Origin of the sequence: Pyxidicoccus caerfyrddinensis (assembly GCF_010894405.1) — a bacterium.
Lineage (GTDB): Bacteria > Myxococcota > Myxococcia > Myxococcales > Myxococcaceae > Myxococcus > Myxococcus caerfyrddinensis.
This window is the reverse complement of sequence record NZ_JAAIYA010000036.1, coordinates 15,353-38,370: the sequence shown is the minus strand read 5'-3', so window position 1 is coordinate 38,370 and position 23,018 is coordinate 15,353. Positions and strand designations below refer to the sequence as shown.

General features: G+C 68.0%; 17 protein-coding genes. 12 read left to right on the top strand and 5 right to left on the bottom strand.

The genetic code is table 11. The features are described 5' to 3' along the window. The first annotated feature begins 90 nt into the window (after positions 1-90). The 7 genes from mxcH to mxcL all read left to right on the top strand — a co-directional run bounded on the left by mxcH (position 91) and on the right by mxcL (position 8,588). The gene (mxcH, locus tag G4D86_RS47390; RefSeq protein ID WP_240360878.1) at positions 91-2,613 is read left to right on the top strand and encodes a TonB-dependent siderophore myxochelin receptor MxcH; all 2,523 of its coding nucleotides are present in this window, start codon (positions 91-93) and stop codon (positions 2,611-2,613) included. Positions 2,614-2,663: 50 nt separating this feature from the next. After that, positions 2,664-3,893 (top strand): hypothetical protein, encoded by a 1,230-nt coding sequence (locus tag G4D86_RS47385; RefSeq protein WP_164002159.1) that lies wholly within the window; start codon positions 2,664-2,666, stop codon positions 3,891-3,893. A gap of 94 nt (positions 3,894-3,987) precedes the next feature. Continuing rightward, positions 3,988-4,677, top strand: coding sequence for a MotA/TolQ/ExbB proton channel family protein (locus G4D86_RS47380; RefSeq protein ID WP_164002158.1), 690 nt, complete (start codon positions 3,988-3,990; stop codon positions 4,675-4,677). A 2-nt stretch (positions 4,678-4,679) separates the two neighbouring features. Then, positions 4,680-5,126 carry an ExbD/TolR family protein gene (locus G4D86_RS47375; RefSeq protein ID WP_164002157.1) on the top strand — a complete coding sequence of 149 codons (447 nt, stop codon included), beginning with the start codon at positions 4,680-4,682 and terminating at the stop codon, positions 5,124-5,126. After that, positions 5,113-5,949, top strand: a complete 837-nt coding sequence (locus tag G4D86_RS47370; protein WP_164002156.1) for a TonB family protein — start codon at positions 5,113-5,115, stop codon at positions 5,947-5,949. Before G4D86_RS47375 ends, G4D86_RS47370 begins: the two co-directional genes overlap by 14 nt. A gap of 25 nt (positions 5,950-5,974) precedes the next feature. After that, positions 5,975-7,198 (top strand): myxochelin export MFS transporter MxcK, encoded by a 1,224-nt coding sequence (gene mxcK / locus G4D86_RS47365; protein WP_164002155.1) that lies wholly within the window; start codon positions 5,975-5,977, stop codon positions 7,196-7,198. Positions 7,199-7,301: 103 nt separating this feature from the next. Beyond that, positions 7,302-8,588: a myxochelin B biosynthesis transaminase MxcL gene (gene mxcL / locus G4D86_RS47360; RefSeq protein WP_164002154.1), complete on the top strand. Its 1,287-nt coding sequence runs from the start codon at positions 7,302-7,304 to the stop codon at positions 8,586-8,588. Positions 8,589-8,634: 46 nt separating this feature from the next. Here mxcL and G4D86_RS47355 read toward each other — a convergent pair whose 3' ends face one another. Continuing rightward, entirely contained in the window at positions 8,635-9,441 is an 807-nt protein-coding gene (locus G4D86_RS47355) for a siderophore-interacting protein (protein ID WP_240360877.1), read from the bottom strand. A gap of 389 nt (positions 9,442-9,830) precedes the next feature. Here G4D86_RS47355 and G4D86_RS47350 point away from each other — a divergent pair, with 389 nt between their 5' ends. Beyond that, entirely contained in the window at positions 9,831-10,718 is an 888-nt protein-coding gene (locus tag G4D86_RS47350; RefSeq protein WP_164002152.1) for a sulfotransferase domain-containing protein, read from the top strand. Between the two features lie 113 nt (positions 10,719-10,831). Here the strand turns inward: G4D86_RS47350 and G4D86_RS47345 are convergent, their stop codons facing one another. Both G4D86_RS47345 and G4D86_RS47340 read right to left on the bottom strand, forming a co-directional pair. After that, the gene (locus G4D86_RS47345; RefSeq protein WP_164002151.1) at positions 10,832-11,761 is read right to left on the bottom strand and encodes a DUF2381 family protein; all 930 of its coding nucleotides are present in this window, start codon (positions 11,759-11,761) and stop codon (positions 10,832-10,834) included. A 79-nt stretch (positions 11,762-11,840) separates the two neighbouring features. Continuing rightward, positions 11,841-13,859: a serine/threonine protein kinase gene (locus G4D86_RS47340; protein WP_164002150.1), complete on the bottom strand. Its 2,019-nt coding sequence runs from the start codon at positions 13,857-13,859 to the stop codon at positions 11,841-11,843. Here G4D86_RS47340 and G4D86_RS47335 point away from each other — a divergent pair. Next, the gene (locus tag G4D86_RS47335; protein WP_338050653.1) at positions 13,823-14,425 is read left to right on the top strand and encodes a helix-turn-helix domain-containing protein; all 603 of its coding nucleotides are present in this window, start codon (positions 13,823-13,825) and stop codon (positions 14,423-14,425) included. The two genes, G4D86_RS47340 and G4D86_RS47335, sit on opposite strands and share 37 nt — an antisense overlap. Before the next feature lie 233 nt (positions 14,426-14,658). Here G4D86_RS47335 and G4D86_RS47330 read toward each other — a convergent pair whose 3' ends face one another. Continuing rightward, a complete protein-coding gene (locus tag G4D86_RS47330; RefSeq protein WP_164002148.1) occupies positions 14,659-14,865 on the bottom strand; it encodes a hypothetical protein in 207 nt (68 codons plus the stop codon). Positions 14,866-15,293: 428 nt separating this feature from the next. Here G4D86_RS47330 and G4D86_RS47325 point away from each other — a divergent pair, with 428 nt between their 5' ends. Next, entirely contained in the window at positions 15,294-18,824 is a 3,531-nt protein-coding gene (locus G4D86_RS47325) for an AAA domain-containing protein (RefSeq protein ID WP_164002147.1), read from the top strand. Further along, entirely contained in the window at positions 18,824-21,022 is a 2,199-nt protein-coding gene (locus G4D86_RS47320) for a phospholipase D-like domain-containing protein (RefSeq protein ID WP_164002146.1), read from the top strand. Before G4D86_RS47325 ends, G4D86_RS47320 begins: the two co-directional genes overlap by 1 nt. A gap of 316 nt (positions 21,023-21,338) precedes the next feature. On the opposite strand, the gene G4D86_RS47315 is transcribed toward G4D86_RS47320, so the two are convergent. After that, positions 21,339-21,815, bottom strand: a complete 477-nt coding sequence (locus G4D86_RS47315) for a transposase (protein WP_240360876.1) — start codon at positions 21,813-21,815, stop codon at positions 21,339-21,341. Between the two features lie 20 nt (positions 21,816-21,835). Here G4D86_RS47315 and G4D86_RS47310 point away from each other — a divergent pair, with 20 nt between their 5' ends. Beyond that, positions 21,836-23,017: a hypothetical protein gene (locus G4D86_RS47310; RefSeq protein WP_164002145.1), complete on the top strand. Its 1,182-nt coding sequence runs from the start codon at positions 21,836-21,838 to the stop codon at positions 23,015-23,017. Position 23,018 lies beyond the last annotated feature (1 nt).

The window sequence follows — 23,018 nt, the reverse complement described above, 5'->3', positions numbered from 1 at the left end:
ATGAGAGCCATTTTCACATTCGAGTCAGCGAAGGGAGCGAGAGCCCGGGCGCCACGGCACGGGCTTGCATCCACCGTGTTGCTGGGAGGGTTGCTCGTTGCCAGCCCGGTCCTCGCGGGTGCGCCCCAGGCGGACGCGTCCGCGCCGCAAGCGCCCGCCATCGAAGCGCCGAAGCTCCTGGAGTTCGTCGAGGCGCCCTACCCCGAGCAGGCGGAGCAGGATCACCTGGAGGCCACGGTGCACCTGCGGCTCACGCTCGACGAGCAGGGCACCGTCACCGAGGCGGAGGTGCTGGAGCCCGTGGGACACGGCTTCGACGAGGCGGCCCGCGACGCAGCGCTCCGCTTCCGCTTCGAGCCCGCGAAGCGCAACGGCGTGCCCACGCCCTCACGCATCGCCTACAGCTACGAGTTTCGCCTGCCGCCTGCGGCCGAGCCTGGCGCACCGGGTGAGGGCTCCGTATCGCCGCGCGAGCCCGCGCCGGTTGCCACGCCTGTCGAGGGCTCCGTGGACGAGCGTTCGCCGGCCGGCAGTCCCGCCACGCCAGCGCCCGCTCCGGACACCGCGAGCGTTGAGGCCATCGAGGTCACCGTCGAAGGCGAGTCCGAGGCGCAGCGCCTGCGCAACTCCGCCGAGTCCGTGCGGGTCATCGAGACGGGACAGGTCCAGCGCGAGGCCGCCGACCTGGGCCAGGTGCTGGCGCGCACGGAAGGCATCGGCGTGCGTCGCGTGGGCGGGCTCGGAAGCAGTGCCCGCTTCTCGCTCGCGGGCTTCACCAACGAGCAGATCCGCTTCTTCATCGACGGCGTACCGCTGGAGCTGGCCGGCTATGGCCCGGAGTTCGCCAACGTCCCGGTCAACTTCGTCCAGCGAATTGAAGTCTACCAGGGCGTCGTCCCCGTCCGCTTCGGAGCGGACGCGCTGGGCGGAGCGGTCCAGTTCGTCACCAGCGAGAAGGTCCGTGGGACGCGGGCGTCGGCCTCCTATGAGCTGGGCTCCTTCGACACCCACCGGCTGACGCTCAGCGGCTCGCACCTGCATGAGCCGAGCGGGCTGTTCGTCCGCGCCACGGGCTTCTACGACTCCACGCCCAACGACTACCGCGTCGACGTCGAGGTCCCCGACGAGCTGGGCCGGCTCGTTCCGAAGACACTCCCCCGCTTCCACGATGCGTACCGTGCCGGCGGCGGCTCCGTGGAGGCCGGCTTCGCGGACCGCCCGTGGGCCCGGCGCCTGCTACTGCGCGCCTTCGCCAGCACCACGGTCAAGGAGCTCCAGCACGGCGTCACCATGGACACGCCCTACGGTGACGTGGACTCCGGCAGCAACTCCGCGGGCGCCACGCTCCGCTACGAGCAGGTCCACGGCTCGGGAGTCACCACCGACGCGGTGGGCGGCTATGTCTTCCGCCGCAGCCAGTTCACGGACGTCGGAACCTGCGCGTACGACTGGTTCGGGCGCTGCGTCCAGCAGCTTCCCCAGCCGGGGGAAATCGAATCCCGCGCCGTCGAGCGCAACGTCCGGCAGTACACCGGCTTCGCCCGCCTCAACGCCGGCTGGACGCCTGCCGCCAACCACGCGCTCCGCCTCGCCGTCGCCCCCACGTGGGTGGGCCGCTCCGGCGAGGACCGGGCCCTGCGCGCGCGCGGTGAAATCGACCCGCTCACCGGAGACCGGAGCATCTTCTCGCTCGTCACCGGGCTCGAGTACGAGCACGACGCGCTCGAAGGACGCCTGGAGAACATCGCGTTCCTCAAGGACTACCTCCAGCGCTCCCGCGCCGACCTGCTGCTTCCGAGCAAGGTCTTCCAACCCGCGAACCAGAACCTCCATCACCTCGGCGTGGGAGACAGCCTCCGGTTCCGCGTCTCCGACGTGCTCACCGCGAAGGCCTCCTACGAGTGGGCCACGCGCCTGCCCCGCCCGGATGAGCTCTTCGGAGACGGCATCCTCTACGGGGACAACCTCCTCCTCAGGCCCGAGCGCAGCCACAACGTCAACGTGGAGCTGGCGGCCCTCCTGCCGGAGACGAAGGCCGGTACGTTCCGAGGCAGCGTGCTCGGCTTCGCGCGCCTCGTGGACGACTTCATCCAGCCGGTGGGCCGCGAGGGTTACTTCACGTACCAGAACGTCATCGAGGCCCGCAGCCTGGGTGTCTCCGGCGCGGCAGGGTGGACGTCGCCGGGGCAGTGGCTCGCGCTCGACGGCAACGCCACCTTCCAGGACTTCCGCAACACCTCCACCGAGGGCCCCTTCGCGGAGTTCGAGGGCCAGCGCCTCCCCAACCGCCCGCACCTGCTCGCCAACGGCAGCGCGCGCCTCCAGTGGACGGAGGTGGCCAGCCCCCGCGACGAGCTCTCGCTGAGCTGGCACACGCGCTACATCCACTCCTTCTTCCGCGCGTGGGAGCGGCTGGGCCAGGGCGGTTCGAAGCAGTCCATCGACGCCCAGCTCCTGCACTCCCTCGCGCTCACCTACGTCACCCGCACCTCGCGCGCCACGCTGAGCTGGACGGTGGACGTGCAGAACCTCACCAACGCCTCCGCCTTCGACTTCCTGGGCGTGCAGCGTCCCGGACGCACCGTCGCCGCCAAGCTGGTCGCGGAGCTCTGAGCCCTCTCATCACCCCACGCAGTCCCCCACCTGAAAAAGGAACCTCCCGAATGAAGCCTGCCTCGCCCTTCCGCATCGCCCGCCTGACGGCCACGGCCCTCGCCCTCTCCCTGCTCGCCGCGTGTGGCGACGACCCGGTCGACCCGCCGGACGAGATTCCGGAGACGAAGCCGCTGTACGCCGTCGTCGCGCAGGTCTCCGCCGACAACGAGTCGCAGAGCTACATCGTCGTGACGGACACGGTGGACCTCACCGCGCCGCTGTCGCTGGAGAACGCCATCGAGATTCCCGGCCGCGCGCTCGGCTCCGGGATTGCGAAGTCGGGCTCGCTGTACGTCAGCAGCAGCGAGGGCGCCAACGTCACCCGCTATGACCTGAACAGCAACGGGAAGCTGGAGCAGAAGACCACCGTGAGCTTCGCGGGAAAGGGCGTCGCCACCATTGGCGAGTACCAGAACCAGTTCCAGTTCATCTCCAGCACCAAGGCCTACTACTTCGACGGCCGCACCTCGCAGGTCATCGTCTGGAACCCCTCCGACATGACGTTGACCAAGGCGGTGCCCGTCGAGGCTCTCTCCATCGAGGGCGCGACGACGACCTTCGCCACGCACCCGGTGCGCAGCGGGGACCTGGTCCTCATGCCCGTGGGCTGGCGCACGGGCCCGACCAGCGTCGTCAAGCAGGCCGGAGTCATCGTGGTCGACACGAAGACGGACGCGGTGAAGCTGGTGACCGACACCCACTGCGGCTACGTGCGCGATGGCATCCTCGCTCCGGACGGCAAGGTGTATCTGGCGACCGAGGCCTTTGCCACGGCGGTGTACCGCGTCGTTGGCGGCGAAACGCCCGTGCCCTGCCTGCTGAAGTTCGACCCGGCGACGCAGTCCTTCGACAGCACCTTCTACCGGGAGCTGAGCTCGTTTACGGGCGGCGCGGCCACCGGCTCGCTGCTCCCCGGCCCCTCGGGGACGGCGTACCTGCGCGTCCTCGATGAGAGTGTCTACACCGTCGCCCCGGGCACGGCCCCCCGCGTGGTGGCGAGCGCCCAGGCCTGGACCTGGTGGCAGCTCCGGTTCGACACGCTGGTCGCCACGAAGGTGGCGGGACTTCCGGCCAGCACCGGTAGCTCCTTCATCTTCAACGTCGCGGACAACCGGGCCCTGTTCACCGAGTTCACCAACAGCTCGAGCCAGACGAACCTCCGCGACCTGTCGAGCCAGAACGGCACGGTGGCCATGAGCACGCAGGGCCTCGTCTTCTCCTTCCTCCAGCTCCGCTAGAGACGGCGCGAGCCGCACTCCGTGGCGGGTGCCATGCCGCCCGCCACCATCACGGCCCGCAAAGAGCCCGCTCACCACTGAGAGGAACACGTCGATGCCCATCGTGGATGTCATCAAGAATGTCTTCGTGCAGTGGGGGGCCAACTGGGTGCTGTGGCTCCTGTTCGCCCTCTCGCTGGTGAGCCTCGGCATCATCGTCGAGCGCTGGCTCGTCTTCCGCAGCAAGCAGGACGTCATCCGCGAGCTGTCCCTGTCGCTGGAGGAGACGCTCGCCACCGGCGACTTCGCGCGCGCGCTGGCGCAGCTGGAGAAGCGCACCTCCGTGGGTGCCATGGTGGCCCGCGCGGGGCTGCGGCTCGCGCCCCAGGGGATGACCGCGGCGGAGAAAAGCATGCAGGGTGCGCTCGCCCTCGAGCGCTCGACGCTGGAGAACCGGCTGGCCTTCCTGGGCACGCTGGGGAACAACGCGCCGTTCATCGGCCTGTTTGGAACCGTCATCGGCGTGCTCCTGGCCTTCGAGCAGCTCAGCCAGAGCGCGGGCGCGGTGGGAGGCAGCCGCACGAGCCAGGTCGCGTCGAACGCGGTGATGGGCAGCATCGCGGAGGCGCTGGTGGCCACCGCCATCGGCATCGGCGTCGCCCTGCCCGCCGTCGCCGCGTACAACTACTTCCAGCGGCGCATTGCACAGATTCTCTCGGACACCGAGGCCCTCTCCAACCTCGTGCTGGCCTACCTGTCCGCGCGGGAGCGGAGCACTCCAGGCCCCTCGCTGGGAGGGCGCTAGCCATGGCCGGTGGAACGCAGCCCCGCGGCGGGTTGATTGAAGGCATCAACGTCACGCCGCTCGTCGACATCATGCTGGTGCTGCTCATCATCTTCATGGTGACCGCGAGGCTCGTCGACAGCCCCGCCGTCCCGCTGGACCTGCCCCAGGCCTCGAAGAGCGAAGACGTGCAGACCCTCTTCGCCGTCTCCATCACCGCCGATGGGGCGCTCCTGCTGGATGGAGTGGCCACGGACGTGGAGGCCCTGAAGGCCCGGGCACGCGAGGCCCTGGCAAGGGACGCCGAGCTGCGCGCCGTCATCCAGGCGGATGGCGCCGTGCCCCACCGCCGCGTCATCGCGGTGCTCGACGGCTTGAAGGAGGCGGGGCTCACCCGGGTGGCCTTCGGCACCGTGCGCCCGGAGCCCGACAGCGCCACGCCCACGGGAGCCCCGCGTGAAGCCCCCTGAGCCCTCGCCGCGACGCGAGCCCGGCACGGAGAGCATCGCAGAGCTCATCCTCGGGCCCGAGGAGCCGAAGCGGCCCAGGGGGCTCGTGTGGGCCGTGCTCGCGACGGTGTCCCTGCATGGAGCAGCCGGGGCACTCGCGTGGCACGCCTGGCGGGAGGGAGCCACGCGTGCGCCTCCGGCGGCGGCGCCCGAGCCCGCGCTTCGCATCGACCACGTGGTGGAATTGCCCCCCGCGCCAGCAAAGCCTCCACCAGCGGAGCCCTCGCCGCCCGCCCGCGCGGAGGCGCCACGGAGCCGCGTGAAACCCTCCAGGCCGGCGGCGAAGGACACGCCAACCTCACCGCCCTCCGAGCCCGCGCAGGCCGGCGCGGTGGTTGCCGCGAAGGAGGCGCAGGCGCCCCTCGACTTCACGGGCTTCGACATCGCGAGCGGACAGGCTCCGCGCTACGCCGGTGGCGTGACGGCGTCCTCGGGGCGCTCCACCACGGCGGTTGCACCCGGAGCGGGAGGTAGCGCCGAGGGCGATGGTGCCGGAAGCAACGCCGCCCGTCCCGTCCAGCTCCCGGCGCGCAACTGGAGCTGTCCCTGGCCGAGGGAAGCGGATGCGCTCCGGCTCGATGAGCAGACCGTGGTGCTGCGAGTCGTCGTCACGTCGGAGGGTGGCGTGACGTCGGCCGAGCTGCTGTCCGACCCGGGGCATGGCTTCGGGCAGGCGGCGCTCACCTGTGCGAAGCGCGCGCGCTTCGAGGCCGCGGTCGACCGGAACGGTCAACGGTACCTATCCACTTCGCCACCCATCCGGGTGCGCTTCACCCGGCGCTAGGCCGCCGGCCCGTCAGGAACTTCCCATGAGTGCTCCCGTCACGCCGAGGCAGGAACGTCCACTGCTCTGGCTGCTGGCCGCCGTGCAGTTCACCCACCTCATGGACTTCATGCTCGTGATGCCCCTGGGGCCCGAGCTCATGCGGGTGTTCGACATCTCGACGGCCCGGTTCGGAGCGCTGGTCTCCGCCTACACCCTGGCGTCGGCGGTGATGGGGGTGTCGGGCCTGTTCTGGCTGGACCGCTTCGACCGGAAGCGGGCGCTGCTCACGCTCTACGGCGTCTTCATCGCCGCGACGCTGGCCTGTGGCCTGGCGCGAAGCCCCACGGAGCTGCTGGTGGCGCGGATGCTCGCGGGCGCCTGCGCGGGACTGATGGGCGCTGGAGTCATGGCCATCATCGGCGACCTGGTACCGGCGGAGCGCCGGGGGCGAGCCATCGGGACGGTGATGGCCTCGCTCGGACTGTCCGCGGTGGCGGGCGTGCCGCTGGGGCTGGGCATTGCCAGCCGCCTGGGCTGGCGCGGGCCCTTCTGGTGCATCGGCGCGCTCGCGGCCTGCGTGTGGCTGTGCCTGCTGTGGCGCATGCCTCCGGTACGCCAGCACCTCGCCGGGCCGGCCGTGGGCGAGCGCCGCAATCCACTGGCGCTCCTCGCGGCCCCCGGGCTCGCGCTGGGCTGGCTGCTCACGTTCAGCGTGGTGTTCTCCAGCTTCCTGCTGATTCCGTATCTGGGCGCGTACATGGTCGGCAACCTGGGCCTGCGCCTCGAGGACCTGTCCTGGGTGTACCTGTGCGGAGGCCTGGCGACGCTGTTCAGCGCGCGCCTGGTGGGACAACTCGCGGACCGCCACGGCCCCGCGCGCGTGCTCGGAGCGCTGCTGGTGGGGACGATGGTGCCCCACGTGGTGTTCACCCACCTGTCGCCCTCGCCGCTCCCGGTGGTGATGGGGGTCTTCATCGTGTTCATGGCGATGACTTCCTGCCGGGCCATCCCCACCCTCGCCCTGGTCACCGCGCGAGTGCCGCCGTCACTGCGCGGGCGCTACCTCGCGGTCAACATGGCGGCGAGCGACGCCGCGTCCGGGCTCTCCGCCTGGATGAGCGGACTGTGGATTGCGACGGCGCCCCAGGGCGCGTTGGTGGGCTTTGGCCAGGTCGGATGGATGGCGGTGGGAGTGACGGCCTTGTCGTTGTGCATCCTCTGGACGTTCGGACGTAGCGCCGTTCCCGCGACCGCTGCGGCGACCTGAGCGCGTCCCCTTCGTGCTTCTCCCCGACAGGACGCCCCCGGCGCCCTGAACGGCGGCTCATTGCCTGTTCGTGCCCCGCAGTCCCACCCACAAAGGAAGACTCATGGACCCCGCCACGAGAAACCACCCATCACTCCCCCGCCCCATCACTGGAGACCTGAAGCTCGACGGCTCCCACCGCCTGCTGGCCGAAGCGAAGCGGCTGGTGCCCGGCCTCACCCAGTCGATGATGAAGAAGCCCGAGATGTTCGCGCCCGGCGCCTTCCCTGTCTTCGTGACCCGGGGCCAGGGCGCGCTGGTGGAGGACGTCGATGGCCAGCAGTTCATCGACTTCATCAGCGGCCTGGGCGCCAACATGCTGGGCCACAATCATCCGGACGTGGTGGAGCCCATCCGCAAGCACCTGGAGGAAGGCGTCCTTCACTCGCTGCCCACGCCGGTGGAGGTCAGCGCGGCGCAGGTGCTGGTGGACATGATTCCCGGCGCGGAGATGGTGCGCTTCTTCAAGACGGGCGCGGATGCGACGTCCGCCGCGGTGCGGCTGGCCCGCTACATCACCGGCAGGGAGCGCATCATGACGGTGGGCTACAACGGCTGGCACGACCACTTCATGTTCGACACACCGGGCGTGCCCGCCGCGCTGGCCGGGCTCACCCTGCGGATGCCGCTCTTCACCGAGCCGGACGAGGCGGCCCTGCTGGCCAGCATCGCGGAGAACGGGAAGCAGCTCGCGCTGGTGCTCCTGTCGGTGCCCTACAACCGCGTGCTGAGCCGAGAGTTCCTCCAGGCCGTGCGCGCCGCCTGTACCGCCCATGGCGTGCTGCTGGTGCTGGACGAGGTGGTCACCGGGTTCCGCCTCGCGCGAGGCGGCGCCCAGCAGTTCTTCGGAGTGCAGGCGGACTTCGTGTGCCTGTCGAAGAGCATCGCGGCGGGCATGCCCCTGTCGGCGATTGCCGGCCCGGAGCGGCACCTGAGCAAGCTGGCGGACCTGCAGGTGTCGACCACGTTCGGCGGCGAGCTGCTGTCGCTGGTGGTGTGCGAGTCCGTGCTCAAGGGGTACCGCCAGAGCGGCTACGTCGAGCACATCGCCACCCTGGGCAAGAGGCTGCGCACCGGCATCAACGAGCGGGCAGAGAAGCTCGGCTCGCCGCTGCGGCTGGTGGGCTACGACGCGATTCCGTTCTTCCTCTTCGACAGGAACCCCGCGGAGCACGCGAAGCGGATGCAGCCGTTCCAGGCCGGCATGGCCCGCCGGGGGGTGCTGCTGCGCCGCGACGTCAACTTCATCTGCGCCGCGCACACGGCGGAGCAGATTGAGTACACGATTGAGATGGCGGGAGAGGTGATGCAGTCCCTGCTCGCGCCCTCCCCGGCCGCCAGCGCGGCCTGAGTGCGGATGACACGGCGGCCGGGGGCTTCACGCTCCCGGCCGTCGTTCAGTCGTGGGGCTCTTCGTGGTCCGCGGTGTCGCGCTTCCAGTAGCCAATCACGCGCACCCAGCTCTTGTTCAGGCCGCGCTCGTTGACCAGGAACTCGCGGATGTTCCGCATCGAGGAGGCCTCACCCGCCGCCCAGACGAAGCCGTCCCCTGGAGGGAGCGTCAGGTTGCGGATGGCCTGCTCCAGGAGGTCCGTGGTTCCCGGCGCCGCGCCGTCGCGGTGCAGCCAGGTCAGCTCCATGCGGGCACGGGTGTCGAGCGGAACCACCTCGGAGGCGTCGGCGGCTTCGAGGAAGACGATGGCGCGGGCGCTGGCGGGAAGCTCCTCCAGCCTGCGGCTGATGGACGGCAGCCCGCTCGCGTCCCCCGCGAACAGGTACCAGTCGAAGTCGTCGGCCACCATGAGCGAGCCCCGAGGCCCCGCGACGCCGATGAAGTCTCCCTCCTTCGCCTGGGCGGCCCAGGTGGAGCCGGGCCCGGTGCCGTGCAGCACGAAGTCGAGGTCCAGCTCACCGGCGACGGGGTCATGGCGACGGGGCGTGTAGTCGCGCGTCGCGGGCCGCGTGACGCCCTCCGGGAAGACGACGCCGTGCGGACCCATGGTCGGCAGCGCGGGCTTGAGCTCTCCCGGATTGGGGATGAGCAGCTTCACGTGGTCGTCGGCGCTGGCGCTGTGGAAGCCCACGAGGTCCTCCCCACCAAGCGTGACGCGCAGCATGTGCGGCGTGAGCCGGGTGACCCGGCGGACCTGGAGGAGCCGGAACTTCACCGGGAAGGGACCTCGACGGAAGACTCGCTCTGCCACGACCTGCTCCTGTGCGCGGTGGGAACCTGGATGCATCTGAATATGATACTGCTTTTCATTATCATCGTGGCGTGAATCATCGCGACGCGCAGCGCCCTCTTTACCCGGACGGCCTCGCCACACCGCCCCAGGTCGCGAGCCACGTGCGTCATCGTGTCGGCCCACGGAGCTCCGCCGGGGCGCTTGCGCGCGAACAGGTCCACCGCACATAGTGACTCCGGCTCCTGTTTCTTGCTCTTCGCTTTTTTAAGATCTTCAATGCTTCTGCATGCTTGCGAAGCGTTACGACGAGTGCGGGCAGGCAATACCACCGGCGTATTCGGCGACGCCTGTGGCTTGTTCCAGGCGCCACTGACTCCTGACATCCAGCGAAGTTCGAGACTCCTCCCATGACGACTGGCCTGACACTCAAGCAGCGCGCCCTTCTGGGGGTGCTGGCCTTCTTCAACGTGGTCCTGCTGCCCTTCAGCAGAGTCACGGGCCTGGCGCACCAGGGACTGCTGGTGTTCCGGATGCGCTACATCCTGCTCAAGCCACGGCCCGGGGACATCTATGTGGCCAGCGCGCCCAAGACGGGCACGACGTGGATGCAGCAGATCGTCTACCAGGTCCTCACGGGCGGCCGGGGTGAGTTCGAGCACCTCTACCAGGTGGCTCCCGATCTGGATGCCCTCGCGTTCAAGGGCTTCGCCCGGGAGGTGCTGGACACGATGCCCTCCCCCCGCATCCTGAAGACGCACCTGTACTACTGGATGGTGGCTCCACCTCCGGACAGCCGCGTCATCTACGTCACCCGTAACGCGGCGGACGCGATGGTGTCGCTCCACCACCACCTCGGCCTGGTCAATGGCTACTGGACCCGCCTCGACGCCAGCTTCATTCGCCACTCCGGCATGGTGACTCAGTGGCTCAAGCACCTGGAGACCTGGTGGCCGCACCGCGCGGATCCCAACGTCCTCCACATCCGCTACGAGGACATGAGCGCCGACCTGGAGGGCAGCATCCGGAAGGTGGCGAGCTTCCTGGGCGTCACCCTCGAGGAGGAGCGCATGGGTGACATCCTGGAGAAGTGCAGCTTCGCCTACATGAAGAAGCACCATGAGCGCTTCGACACGCGGCTGCGCGTCTTCCATGCGGGCGCCGCCAAGATGGGCTTCATCCGCAAGGGCGTGGTGGGTGACAGCCGCACGGCACTGACGCCCGAGGTTCAGGCCATGCTGGGAGAACGGATGGGACGCCTCCGGAAGAAGCTCGGCGCGGGCGAGACGGAGATGTGAGGACCCGCGGGCGACCGGGGTCCGTCACCGGGCTCAGGTCGCCTGCAGGCATCGACGAGCGAGTTGCCCGTCGCCTCGGAGACGCGCCACAGGCTGACGGGGCCCGTCCCGCGCTACTCCATGGGGGCAAAGGCGATGCCTCCCAGGACCAGCGCCCGCCCACCGCCATCCTCGGACAGCCACAGCGTCCACGATTCAGGGGACAGCGTTTCGTCGGACTCGGCCTCCACCAGGACGCGGCTCGGTGCATCAGTGGTGACAGGCGAATCCTGCCAGACGGATAGGATCTTCAGGAGCTCGCCCCCGGGCCCGGCAAGCGACGCATTCCGTGCCGTCCAGAGCGCGCCTGGCTCGCGGGCTCGCAATGAAAGCTCCACGAGCACCCTGCGCTCCGCGCGGTAGGTGCGCAGCTGCTTCGCGGTGAACGCACCGTGTTGCCACCGGGTGGCCACGTCCGCGAGGTTCCTCGTCACGACCCCGCTGTCCGCCAGCACGTTGAAGTTTCGCAGCGCCGTCAGGCCCGCGGTCGCAGCCTGAGCCCTTGCCAGCGCATCCTGGCATTGGCGCACAGCAGCCCAGGCCGCTCGCATCTCCGGCGGGAATGACTCCACCGGGCGCGGAGCTCGGAACACCTCCACCAGGCGGTCTGCCCGGTCCCCAATCACCACAAGGATGACGGTGGCCTCCGGCGGAGCCATGCCGTCGTTGAAGTGTACGGTCAGCCGCAGGCGGTCGCCCGGCTTCAGCTCAGCCGAAGGCACCAGCCGGAGGACGGAGTCCCCGGCGTCGATCTGCGTGAAGGCGGCGGGCCGCTCCAGCTCCATCTGAAGCCGTCCCGCCGGCTCACGCGCGAGCTTCACGTCGAATGTGAGCACGGTGGAGACACCCGGACGGATGTGGATCTCTGGCTCCGCACCGGATGCTCCGACATGCAGCTCGATGCGGCGAAGACCTGTCTCGGGCAAGGCAGGCTGAGCGGCTGCGGTGGCGCCCAGGCTCGTCACGAGGGCGACCACCAGCAGGGAGACAGAGAGTAGGCGCACGAGGCGGAAGCTCCTGGAGGTCACGAGCCTGGCGCCCTTACGAGTGGCGCCATACGGCTCGGGTGGCGTCCACAGCGGGTTACTTGAAGTGGTTCACCCGCCTGAGCTTTGCCACCGGCCGCGCGAGCACCGTGCCGGGTTCATCTCCCGCCCCTTTCGGCTCCAAGCCCAGGGCCCGATCCTCATCCAGCAACACCATGCAGACGGGGAAGTGCCGGCCATCCTTCGTGCGAGCCTCGGTGAACCAGCCATGGATACGGCCGTCGGCAAAGAACAGCCGCCCGGCCACGGTGGTCCCGAACCGAGGCAAAGTCCCCAGCTCCTCGTCGAGCGAGAACACCGCGGGCCCTTCCCGAAGGGGCGCCAGCCCCGTTTCGTAGGGAACGATGCTTCCGTCCGGTACTGAGGCGCCGACCTTGCTGAACTGGAGCGCCTTCATCGCGTCCAGCGCGTCCTGCGGACATTCCTCGGGCGGAGGCCGATCCTTCCGCAGTGACGCGAGGGCATTCGCCGGCTCGGCCTTTGGGGGACCGGAGCACGCCGCGCCCACGCACGCGGCGGCGGCCACACCGAGCGCACCGCGCACGGCATCCGGTGTCTTCACGCGCTTCTTCGCGAGTGGCGTGACAGGTGTGGAGGTCTTCACGTCGGGAGTGTCCTTGGGCTGGGTCATGGGCGCAGCATCGGCTCTGGCCGGGCTCTCCACCAAGGCTGGCGGCTCGGCCGCCTCCGGCCCTGGAGGCACTCCAGGCCGCGCGTACGCACCTTCCCCGGGGCGAGCTTGAGTGGAGGCAGCCTCGTGTCCCTCGGATGGTGACGTGGCCCGCCCCCCGCGACAGGTGAACAGCACAGCCGCGAGGCCGAGCAGCGCCAGCATCCCCAGGGCAACCGCCAGCCTCATGCGAGGGAAACGCCGGCCTCGCGTCCCATGTGAGGCCCGCTCTCGAAGTGGCCTGCCACTGCCCGCGCGAAGCAGTGGCTGTCCGTGCGCGGACGTGGCCGCCGGGGCCGAGGGTGGAAGCAACATGACCCCGACGACCTTCCGCCCGGTCGTGGAGCTCCGCGTGGCCGGCGCGTCCTGCTCCGGTGGGGCCATGGCCGATGCCAGGGGCCACTCCGGTCGTACCGTGCGTCGCGCGGAGGGGTCTGCGCCCTCCGCCCCTTCTTCCCAGTCGAACACCCGCGCTTCCCAGGTCCGTGCCGGGCCGAGCGCCATCGCCATCTCCAGCGCCCGGAGCAGCTCGCGCCCGGAGCCGGGGCGTGCCTGGGGATTCTTCTCGAGCAACTGAGCCACGACCGCGCTGAACGCATGCGGTACCCGGTGGTTGATGGCGGCCACGGGCGGCGGGACGTGCGCGAGGATGGCCAGCAACAGCAGGTCGGCTGGAAGATCGGGCGGAAACGGGTAGTGCCCCGTCAGGGCGCGGAAGAGACATACGCCCAGCGCATACAGGTCGTCGGTGGGCTGGAACGCGTAGCGCGCTTCCGCCTCGCGGAAGTGCAGGCGATGGAAGTCGAGGGCCTCGGGGCTGCGCAGGTGCACGGTGCCCGGAGGCACCACCGTCGAGGTGAGCGTGCTGGCACCCTCCTGCCGTCCCACGCCGAAGTCGATGAGGATGGGCTGCGAGTCACTCGCACGGATGAGGATGTGCTCGGGCTTGAGGTCCCGGTGGCGCACGCCCCGCGCGTGCAGCCATTCGAGTGTCTGGGCCAGGGTGCACGAGATCTGAGCCAGTTCGCGCAATGGCGGGTTCGTGGTCTCCGCCCAGGAGTGCAGCGGCAGCCCCTGGACCCAGTCCATGACGAAGAACAGGTGGTTGCCGGCCACGCCCTCCCAGGTGCCCCAGTCGTGGACGCGCACCACGTTCGGGTGCTCCGTCCGGGCCAGCAGCGCCACCTCGCGCTCGGCCCGTGGGTCCGAAGGACGTAGAGCGAGCTTGAGCGCGTACGTCTCCCCGGGGGCGCCTGCGGCTTCCACCCGGTACACGGCGCCGTAGCTGCCTGTCCCCAGAGACTCCAGGACGCGCCAGCGGTTCACCTGTGAGCCGGGCTTCAGTGCCGATGGATACGCCCTGCTGTCTTCCGCCGGTCCGGACATGCCCCGCCTCGCCACGAGTCGGTGCAGAACCTAGCAGGTTGTGCGGGCCTCTTCACACCTGGCAGCACGGATTCTCGGATGGCGGAGGATTCGCTTCACGACAGCCGATGGGAACATCCGTAGCCCGCAAAGTCGAAGGCCCTGGAGTCACCGGCTTTCACCGGAAACTCCAGAGCCTTCAGTTGGTCGGGGCGACAGGATTTGAACCTGCGACCACTTGCACCCCAAGGAACTCCAGGAGCCGTCCAGCGGTTACCAGTCCTTCGCAACTCTTCGTAAATACTCGGGTTTCTTCGGCCGGGGTTGTCCAGCCGTCCCATCCTGTCCCCCAGGACACCAAGATTTTTGCTGCTAGTTTGCTGCTGGGCTCCGCCCCGGTGACGCCCGTGGCCTCGGGTTTCGGCCGACTGCTGACCGTCCGGGAGGTCGCGCAGCGGCTGGGGGTCTGCCGGGCCACCGTGTACCGGCTGTGCGAACAGGGCACATTACCCCACGTCCGCATCTCCAATGCGGTTCGGGTCAATGCAGAAGCCTTGGAACAGTTCCTTCGCGCGCACACAGAATGAGGCAGGCTAGATGTGGCGCGGACTGCACCTAAGCCATCCGAACTAAGTTTTTTCAGGGGTAGCACCGCCGCTCATCCGCAGGAGTGCGGAGGAGCGGCGCGATGGCCCAGGCAAGGCGCAGTCTGACGCTGACGCAGGCGGAGCGGAAGGGACTCCTGCGCGTCCTGAGGAGCCAAACTCCCTCATTCACAGCCCGCGGCCACGAACCGGCAGGGAGCAGGGGATTGGGAGGGTTAGGCGTTGACCGCGCGCAGTGCTGCGTCTGCCGCCTCGGCCAGCGTCGTCCCGCATGCCATCTCTTCGATCTGCTCGCGGTCCTGGGCCTGGTAGAAGCCAACCCGCCAGTTGGTCGTGAATCTCATGATCGTCAGGTGTCCGTCGAAGCGTGCCTTCGCAACGGCCACCAAGCGCTCCATCATGTCAATGTCTTCGTCGTTCATGTCAGTTTCTTCCTCTGGGCTTCGGGGTTTAAGTAGACGCTAAGCCATCCGAACTAAGTTTTTCAGGGGTAGCATCGCCGCTCATCCGCGGGAGTGCGGAGGAGCGGCGCGATAGCCCAGGCAAGGCGCAGTCTGACGCTGACGCAGGCGGAGCGGAAGGGACTCCTGCGCGTCCTGAGGAGCCAAACGGAAGCTGAAGGACACCTACTTCAGCCGCATGCTGACGACAGAGCGGGAGGCGTTCTATCCTGACGCCGTCCGACTCCTCCGCGCCTGCAGCGACCGGGGACAGTCCGCAACCTCATGCTGCGGACTCCCCTCTGAACGGACTTTCTCCGGATGGCTTAGACCGTCCGTTGTGATAGGGAAGCTCTCCCAGTGAGTGGTCACTGGCAACTCCGGCCGAAGCAGGCGCCATCGGAGATCAGATGACCGAAGCCGAGATCCTTGAGAAGCTCTCCAGGCTCTTCAGCCCTGGAGGCAGGCTGCACGGCCGGTTCACCCCGCCGGAGGGCGTGCAGCTCGACGTACTGGTACCAGGCAGCGCGTGGCAGACGTTCGTCTGGCCCGAGAAGAGCGTCAGTCCCCACATCCTCCGCGTCTACTCGCTCTCGGGCTCCAACCCGCTGCTGGCCCACTTCTGGCGAAACGAGACGCGCGCGCTGCACCGGCTGTCGGGCCGGAAGCAGTCGGCGCTCCCTCGCCTGACGGGGGCTGGGCTCGTCCCCGAGATGGAGCTCGGCTACCTGCTCCTTGAGGACTCCGGCTTGCCTCTCGAAGGTGACCACCCCACCCTCGCCCGTCTTCGCGCGGATCGCGTCACCGCCCTTCGTTGCTTCTCCACCCTCTGTGACGCCCTGGCCGTCCTCCACGGCGAGGGCATGATGCACCGCTCGTTGACGCCGCATACCGTCAGGGCCTTGGACTCAGAGGAGGACCCCGCCGTCTACCTCGACGGCTTCCAGTTGAGTGCGTTCGTGACCGCGTGGCTGCGGGGACAGGGCGCCGTCGCCGAGCCCCACTCGTCCGGCTTCCTTCCGCCCCAGCCCTGCTCGCTTGCGTGCATGGCACCGGAGCGGCTCTCTCCCCTCTTCGGCAACACCGCCCGGCACATCGAGAGCTTCGCCTGTGATGTGTTCGGGCTCGGGATGATCGGCATCGACTGGTTCGCCGGGCTGCCCGCACAGGAGTGCCAGGGGATTGTCACCAACGCGCGCTACGTCCCGTCTACCCACGAGCAGTTGATTCGTCTGGCGCAGGAGCGGCTGCGCGCCGCGCAGGTGCCGGATGAGTTACGCAGGCTGCTCGTCCAGATGACCGCTCCCGCGCCGAGCAACCGCATTCCTTCGGGGCTGGAGGTGGCGGACACCCTCGGCCGCCTCTACCCGGGGCTGCTCGCGCAGTTCGAATCGGCGCAGGGCGCCACCTCCTCCAAGCCCCATCAGCTCTATTTCCTCCGCGAGACGGTCGACCGCATCTTCAAGGACGGGATGACGCGGAGTCCCCCGACGAGCCCCGACATCCGTGAGTATGCGGAGTTCGTCGAGAGGGACCTCTACGGCGGCGTCGTCACGTGGTCTCCCCGCGGCTTCGCCCCCTGGGAGGACAAGGAACCGGAGAAGGCGCGGCTGGCGAAGATGGTCCTCATGGGACAGCGCTACGCGTACTTCTGCCAGTACCTCAACGAAGGGCGGCAGGACGAAAACAAGAAGATTCTGCTCGTGAAGTACGCCTGCCAGGCGGACAAGGTTCGCGAGCTCCGCCAGCAGTCGCACCGCCGGGTGATGCCACCCATCCAGGCCTCCTACTTCCTCCCCACCAATCGGCTGGGCCTCCAGCGCCCGGTGCCAGCGGAGACCCCCGCGTGGACGTCCATCGTTCAGGTGGTGCGGTTCGACGAGCAGGCAGAGCAGAACTCCATCGTGGCGGCCACGGCCGACTGGCTCGTCCGCTACCAGGAGGCGCAGCTCACGGTACAGGAGTACCGCTACGAGCGGCAGAACGAAGGCGCTCCCCGCCCCCCGGATGATAACTCTCCTCGCCCCATCATCCTGCGTGCCGCTGGTCGCCCTCTTGAGTACGACGCGAGACGCGAGGTGGCGGCCTTCGCCGAGCTGTTCTTCCGCGAGCAGCTCGTCCCGTTGATGGGCGCCCACTTTGAGCAACGGGCGGAGCAGGCCTTCGATGAAGGCGAGACCATCCAATTCCTCGTCCGCAACGAGCGCGGAGAGGACGTACCCATCAAGCTCGAGCTCGACGCGGCGCTCGACCCCTACACAGTCCGCTTCAAGCCCAACGAGAAGGAGTTCCTCCTGCCGGAGCGCGGCACGGTGCGTCCGGACGACAAGGCCGCGCGGATTGTCCTCTCAAGGCAGCGCCGCGCCTCCCAACGCTTGCGCACCCACCACCAACTGCTCGCCCAGCTCCGAGAGCCCCGAGGACTGCCGCTCGCTCCACCCGAGATTCTCAACACCGTCGCGGCGGACCTGCATCGCTCCTCCCCGGAGGCGGCGAAGCTCGTGCGCCGCATCATCGACGAGGAACCCTTCTTCGTCGTGCAGGGCCCGCCAGGAACGGGCAAGACATTCATCGCCTCCCACATCGTCAAGGATGTTCTCCGGTTGGACCCGTTCGGCCGGCTGCTCATCAGCGCCCAGTCCAACGCCGCCCTCGATAACCTGCTGGAGAACGTGGCCCACCTGCTCGGCATCCTGGCCAATCCCTCGGCCGGGGGCCCTCTCCTGCTGCGTCATGCCAGCGCGGAAACCGAGCAGCGGGTGAGTACAAAGGCTCGCCCCTTCCTCCTCACGAATGTCCTCACCAGGACCCGGGAGCGCATGGGGCTGGCTTCCGGTGCGAGCGGGGGGCTCGGGCGCATCCAGAAGGAGTGGGCGCAAAAGGCGAAGGGGCAGGACTTCGATGTGGAGATGTACTCGCGCGTGCAGCGCGCCTCGAACGTGGTCTTCGCCACCTGCGCGGGGGCGGGAGCCGACGCCGAATCACTCCGGGCCGGAAGCGGCTTCGACTGGGTGATTGTCGAGGAGGCGGCCAGGGCGTGGCTCTGCGAAATCCTCGTGCCGCTCGTCCAGGGTGACCGATGGTTGCTTATCGGCGACCACAAGCAGCTTCCAGCCTACCAGCGTGAGGTGGGGGAGCGACTCCTGGCGCGAGACATCTCGGACCGAATCACTGCGGAGGCCACCGGGCAGATCCCCTCCGAGAACATGCGCCCCCTGCTGGGCCACTTCCAGCACCTCATGACCGTCGAGGTCCCCGGCGGGTACTGGACGGTGCCGAGAGACCGCATCGAAGAGCAACGGCGGATGCACCCGGACATCGGCAACCTGGTGAGCCAAGCCTACTACGACGGCCAGCTCCGCACCCATTCGAGTGCCAACCGGCCACACACCCTGCGGCAGCTTCCCTTCCTGAAGCAGACCGCTCTGGTTTGGGTGGACACGAGCGTCTTCAACGAGCGCGCCCATGAACAGGGGCGAATGAACTTCCTCGAGCTGGACCTGCTGGGCGCGCTCTTGAGGGAACTCCCGCACTTCCCCCAGCACGACGTGGAGATTCCCCCTGTCGCCGTGCTCTCGCCCTACCGCGAGCAACTCAAGCGCCTGCGCGAGAAGTTCAAGCAGCTTCCCCAGGAGGTTTTCCAGTCGGTAGATGAGGTGCAGGGGCGACAGGCCGAAGTGGTTTTCGTCAGCCTCGTGCGCAACAACTCGTACGAGGCACCGACGAAGGGCCTCGGCTTCCTGCAGTCGCCAGAACGGGCCAACGTCATGTTCAGCCGGGCGCGGCGACTCCTCGTGGTCCTCGGCAGCCTCACCCACTTCGAGCGCTTCCGCGACACCCACTGGGCCGAAGTGGCCCGGTATGTGCGCTCGGAAGCGCGTTTCATCATCGACCCACGGGAATCCCCGCTGTCGTTCGCGCCCGCGACGAGGAGGTTCTGATGAACACCTATGGCGTGTTGCTCCCCTGCCGTCGCTTCACAGTGCAGGTGCAATTCGGGCCTCAGGAGGGGCTCAGCCCCGTCGAGCAGTTCACGCTGAGGGCCGTCGCCGCCGGCGCCGACAGCATGCCGCAACTGCGTGATGTGTTGAGGCTCGACGAACGGGTGGCGTTGGACCTCTGCGTGGACCTGCTGCGGGGAGGCTTTCTCTTCGTGGACCGGCTCACTGGCCGCCTCGAGTTGGCGCCCACCGTTCGCGAGGAGATGGGCGACCCGGTGAACCCTTCTCCAGACTGGGCACAGAAGCTCGCCTCGACCCGGCCGTCCGAGCCACGAGAATACGCACTGCTCCAGGAGCTCGTCAGCGGTGCGGTGTTCCCTGCCTCTCGCGAGCTCGGCAGGGGCCAGGCGAGACTGCGCGCCCCGGAGAACGAGCGCCTGCCTCTGGTCCAGGACATCCAGAAGCCACAGCTCATGCATGCCGTGGCGCGGGCGGTTCGAAACCGGCTGATGCAGGAGGATGGTGGCTCGTCGGCGGAGCAAAACGTGCGAATGAGCCTCCAGCGCCAGCGTGTCATCGACGTGAAGGTCGTCGGCAATGGGCCGTCGGCCAGCATGGGAGGCGTCAACGTGGGGCGCGAGTTGATCGCCGTGGAGATGTCCCGGAAGGGCGGTGCGGAGGACGACTCAGATGCACCGGCTCTGCGCATCATCGGCCCCTCCACCCTGCCCAGCTCCATCCGGCAGAGCATCTCGCGAGGTCTGGTCGCGCTCTGGCATCAGGGGCTCGCGAGGGAGCGGGGCCAGTTCTTCCCCATTCTGATGGAGCGATTCCGGGATCTTGAGGAGGACAACGCGCCGGAACTGGCCACTGCGGACCCCGTGGCTACCGTCCACCAGCTCGTCTCCGCGGCCAGCGGGCTCGAGACGCTGCCCGCCGAGCCGGAGGCTCTCCGGGCAGCTCATGAGCGTCTCGCAGAGCTTGAGCGCGACGCGAGCGACCAAGTCGACGAGGCCATCACCCATGCGGCGCACGCGCAACTTGTGGTCGGCGCCAGGGCCCACCACGAGGCAGTGCTCTCGGCGCTCGACACGGCCGAGCACCAGGTCCTCCTCGTCAACCCATGGGTGCGACAGCTCGAGCACAACGAGTCATTGCGTAACGCCTTGCTCGGTGCGGTGACACGCGGCGTCCGCGTCCACCTTCTCTGGGGTGTGAGCCGTCAAGCCCGGTTCGAGGATGAATTCGGCCCCCAGGCTCGTAAGCTGCTTGAGGTGCTCGCCCCGCGCGAGCAGAAGACGGGTGGCCTCTTCGTGGCGCAGGAGCCCTGCGCCGTACATGCCAAGCTGGTTGTCTGCGACCTTCGGTGGGCGCTTGCCTCCAGCGCCAACTTCCTCAACAGCAGCGCCGAACGAAGCGAGCACGAGATCGGCGTGCGCGTCGAGGCTCCTGGCAGCGGCGAGGCCCTTGCGCCCCAGACGGGCACCACCTGGAGCCCGACGGATGCTCGCCCTCCCGTGATCCGCGCGCTGCGCAGCACCGTCCAGTGGGCGCGATCCCTCATTCAGGACTACCGCCTGCAGCGCATCATCATGGATGACCCTGCCCTTGAGGGGCAGCGCCAGCTCATTGCCCCGGTGGACTTTGGCGTCAATCTCCACGCCCCGGAGGCAAGCGCGCTATCCATCAACATCTGGAAAGGCGAGTGGCAGAGGCGTGCGCGCCTGCTCCAATCACGAATTCAGGGAGCCGGCACGCTCGTCATGCCCGTGGCCGACGTCCAACACCGGAAGCTGTTGCTCGACGCACTCCGGCTCGCGACACGACGAGTCGTCATCTCCTCACGGGCCCTGGGCATCGGCGTGCTCGGCGTAGCCCCCGCCTCGGTTCTCGAAGAGGCTGTCCGACGCAACGTTTCGGTGACCATCTTCTTCCATGATGAGGGCGAGGTGCAGGAGGAACTCGCCACCAGGCGGGAGGCGCTGGCCCGCGCCGGAGTCCGCTTCCTCCGGCGACGTGTCCACTCCAAGGTCCTCGTGTGCGATGACTGGGCCGTGGTAACGAGCTTCAACTTCCTCTCCTTCGAGGGCTACTACGACAGCCAGCGTGTCGCCCGACACGAGTTCGGGTTCCGGATTTTCGACCCGGCGCTGTGCGACGCCCTCATCGACTCTCTCGAATCCGCGCCTCCCCCATGAAACTTTGGGTTGCTCTCGCGGCCTGCGAGGCAGGACCAGCGCAGCGCCACCAAAGCTCGCAGGGTGTTGAGCACAAAGGAACCCAGGAGCCGTCCAGCGGTTACCAGCCATTCACAACCCATCGTAAATACTCGGTTTTCTTCGGCCGGGGTTGTCCGGCCGTCCCACCCAGTACCCCAGGGCCCCAAGATTTTTGCTGCTAGTTTGCTGCTGGGCTCCGCCCTGGTGACGCTCGTGGCCTCGGGGCCCGGCCTGCTGCTGACCGTCCGGAAGGTCGTGGAACGGCTAAACGGGCGATCGTGATTCTCGCACGGCCTCAGGCGGTACGCCTGAGGTCGGCTCGGCGCAGGGATGGACTGGCAGAGCGTTGAGCATTGCGTGCCGCGAGGTAGGCATGCACCCGGTCCATGAGCCGGGCCATGGTGCGGCAGCGGTGATTGCGGGTGACGTTGGCGTGCAGGTCTAGCCACACGCGCTCGATGCGGTTGCCCTCCGGGCAGCACGGCGGCAGGAAGTGGAGCCACGAAGCGCCCCCAGGCTGCGCGAGGGCCTTGAGCGTCTTCTTGCTGCTGTGGACCGAGGCGTTGTCCAAGATGAAGTGAATGCGGTGGGCCCTCCGGTATTCGCCCGCCAGATGCCAGAGCAGTTGGATGAAGAGGGCGCTGGCCTTGGACTTGCCCTCGACCCACGCCAGCTTCCCGGTGCAGGCATTCAGCAATTGTGTTGTAAATTCAACATATTGCCGACAATGGCCACCGCTTTTCAAAAAAACGCTTTTGACAAACGCTCCCACTTTTCGATATCCCATCAAGCATGGAGCGCGGCGACCAGACATCCGGCGCACGGGGCACCGACTCGATCCCGCGAGCAGCCGTCGAGCAGATCCTCCACGTAGTCACCTTGCTCGACTCCAAGGGAACGTCGACGTTCGACGATGTTCGGCAATTGCTCCATCTTCGCTCGGCCCGAAGTGCGCCAGCCTCGCGTGAAGCCATGTGGACCGTCGCGCGCGACGTGCTCTCCGATCTCCAGCGCCTCGGATACGCGACTGTCGGCGCCCTGCCGCGCAAGCGATCCGAGGTCGAACGCCTTCGTGAATCGCCCTGCGAATTGACCGCGACAGGCCGGGCACTTGCAGGACTACTGGCTGAGAGGCAAGGGCGTGGCCGCGCCTTCGATCAACTGCTCGTTGTGTGGATGAATGAGCACCCGTACTTCCGCCAGTTCATGGCTAGGCTGCTGTCGGGACCTCTCTACATTCCTGATGTCACGACAGTGAAGCAGGTCGGCTCGCCGACCGCGGACGCCTCTCTTGCAGAGCGCGTCATCGCGAGTTGCTCTACGCGCCTTGCTGCCACGGTCTATCCGGAAGCGAAGCTTGAGAGATTCGCGGCCGCCATTCATGAGAGGGTGATGCAGGTGGAGAGCCGGGCCTCGCTGAGCGACCTCAACGCGAAGAAGTTGATCGACGCGATCGAGGATCTCATCGTCATCCCCGCGTTCCTGCTCGCGGAGGAACTCCCCTTCGATGCCGTAACGTTTCAGCACCTCATCCGCATTTCGCAGGACTTCCTATCCGCAGCGTGGACGTCGTCCTACCCCGTATTCGAGGGGCGCGTCGTCTTCGCCACCTGTGAGTTCCGACCGGCGCTTCACGGGGGGACCAGGGCAGAAGGCGTCGTTCACCATGGCAGGACCTACGCGGCCCCGCTCTTCAAAGAGGCGCTACGCGCGGCACACCAGCGGCTCGCCGACAGCCAAGGGGCCTACGTCGATGCCTATGCCCTTCGCGCCCTGGTCTGCGTGCAGCTCGGCATCCAGCCAATCGTCTTCGCTCATTGCCTGGATGAGATCATCCGCGCGGGCCAATCGAGCGGGATGGTGATTTTCACAGAACTCCCCTTCGCACCGCCGCCGCCGGGGGAGTCCTACGTTGAGATTGGCAATCGACGGATCGGTTTGATCAAAGTCGTAGTCGCAGCGAATGGGGAGTGAA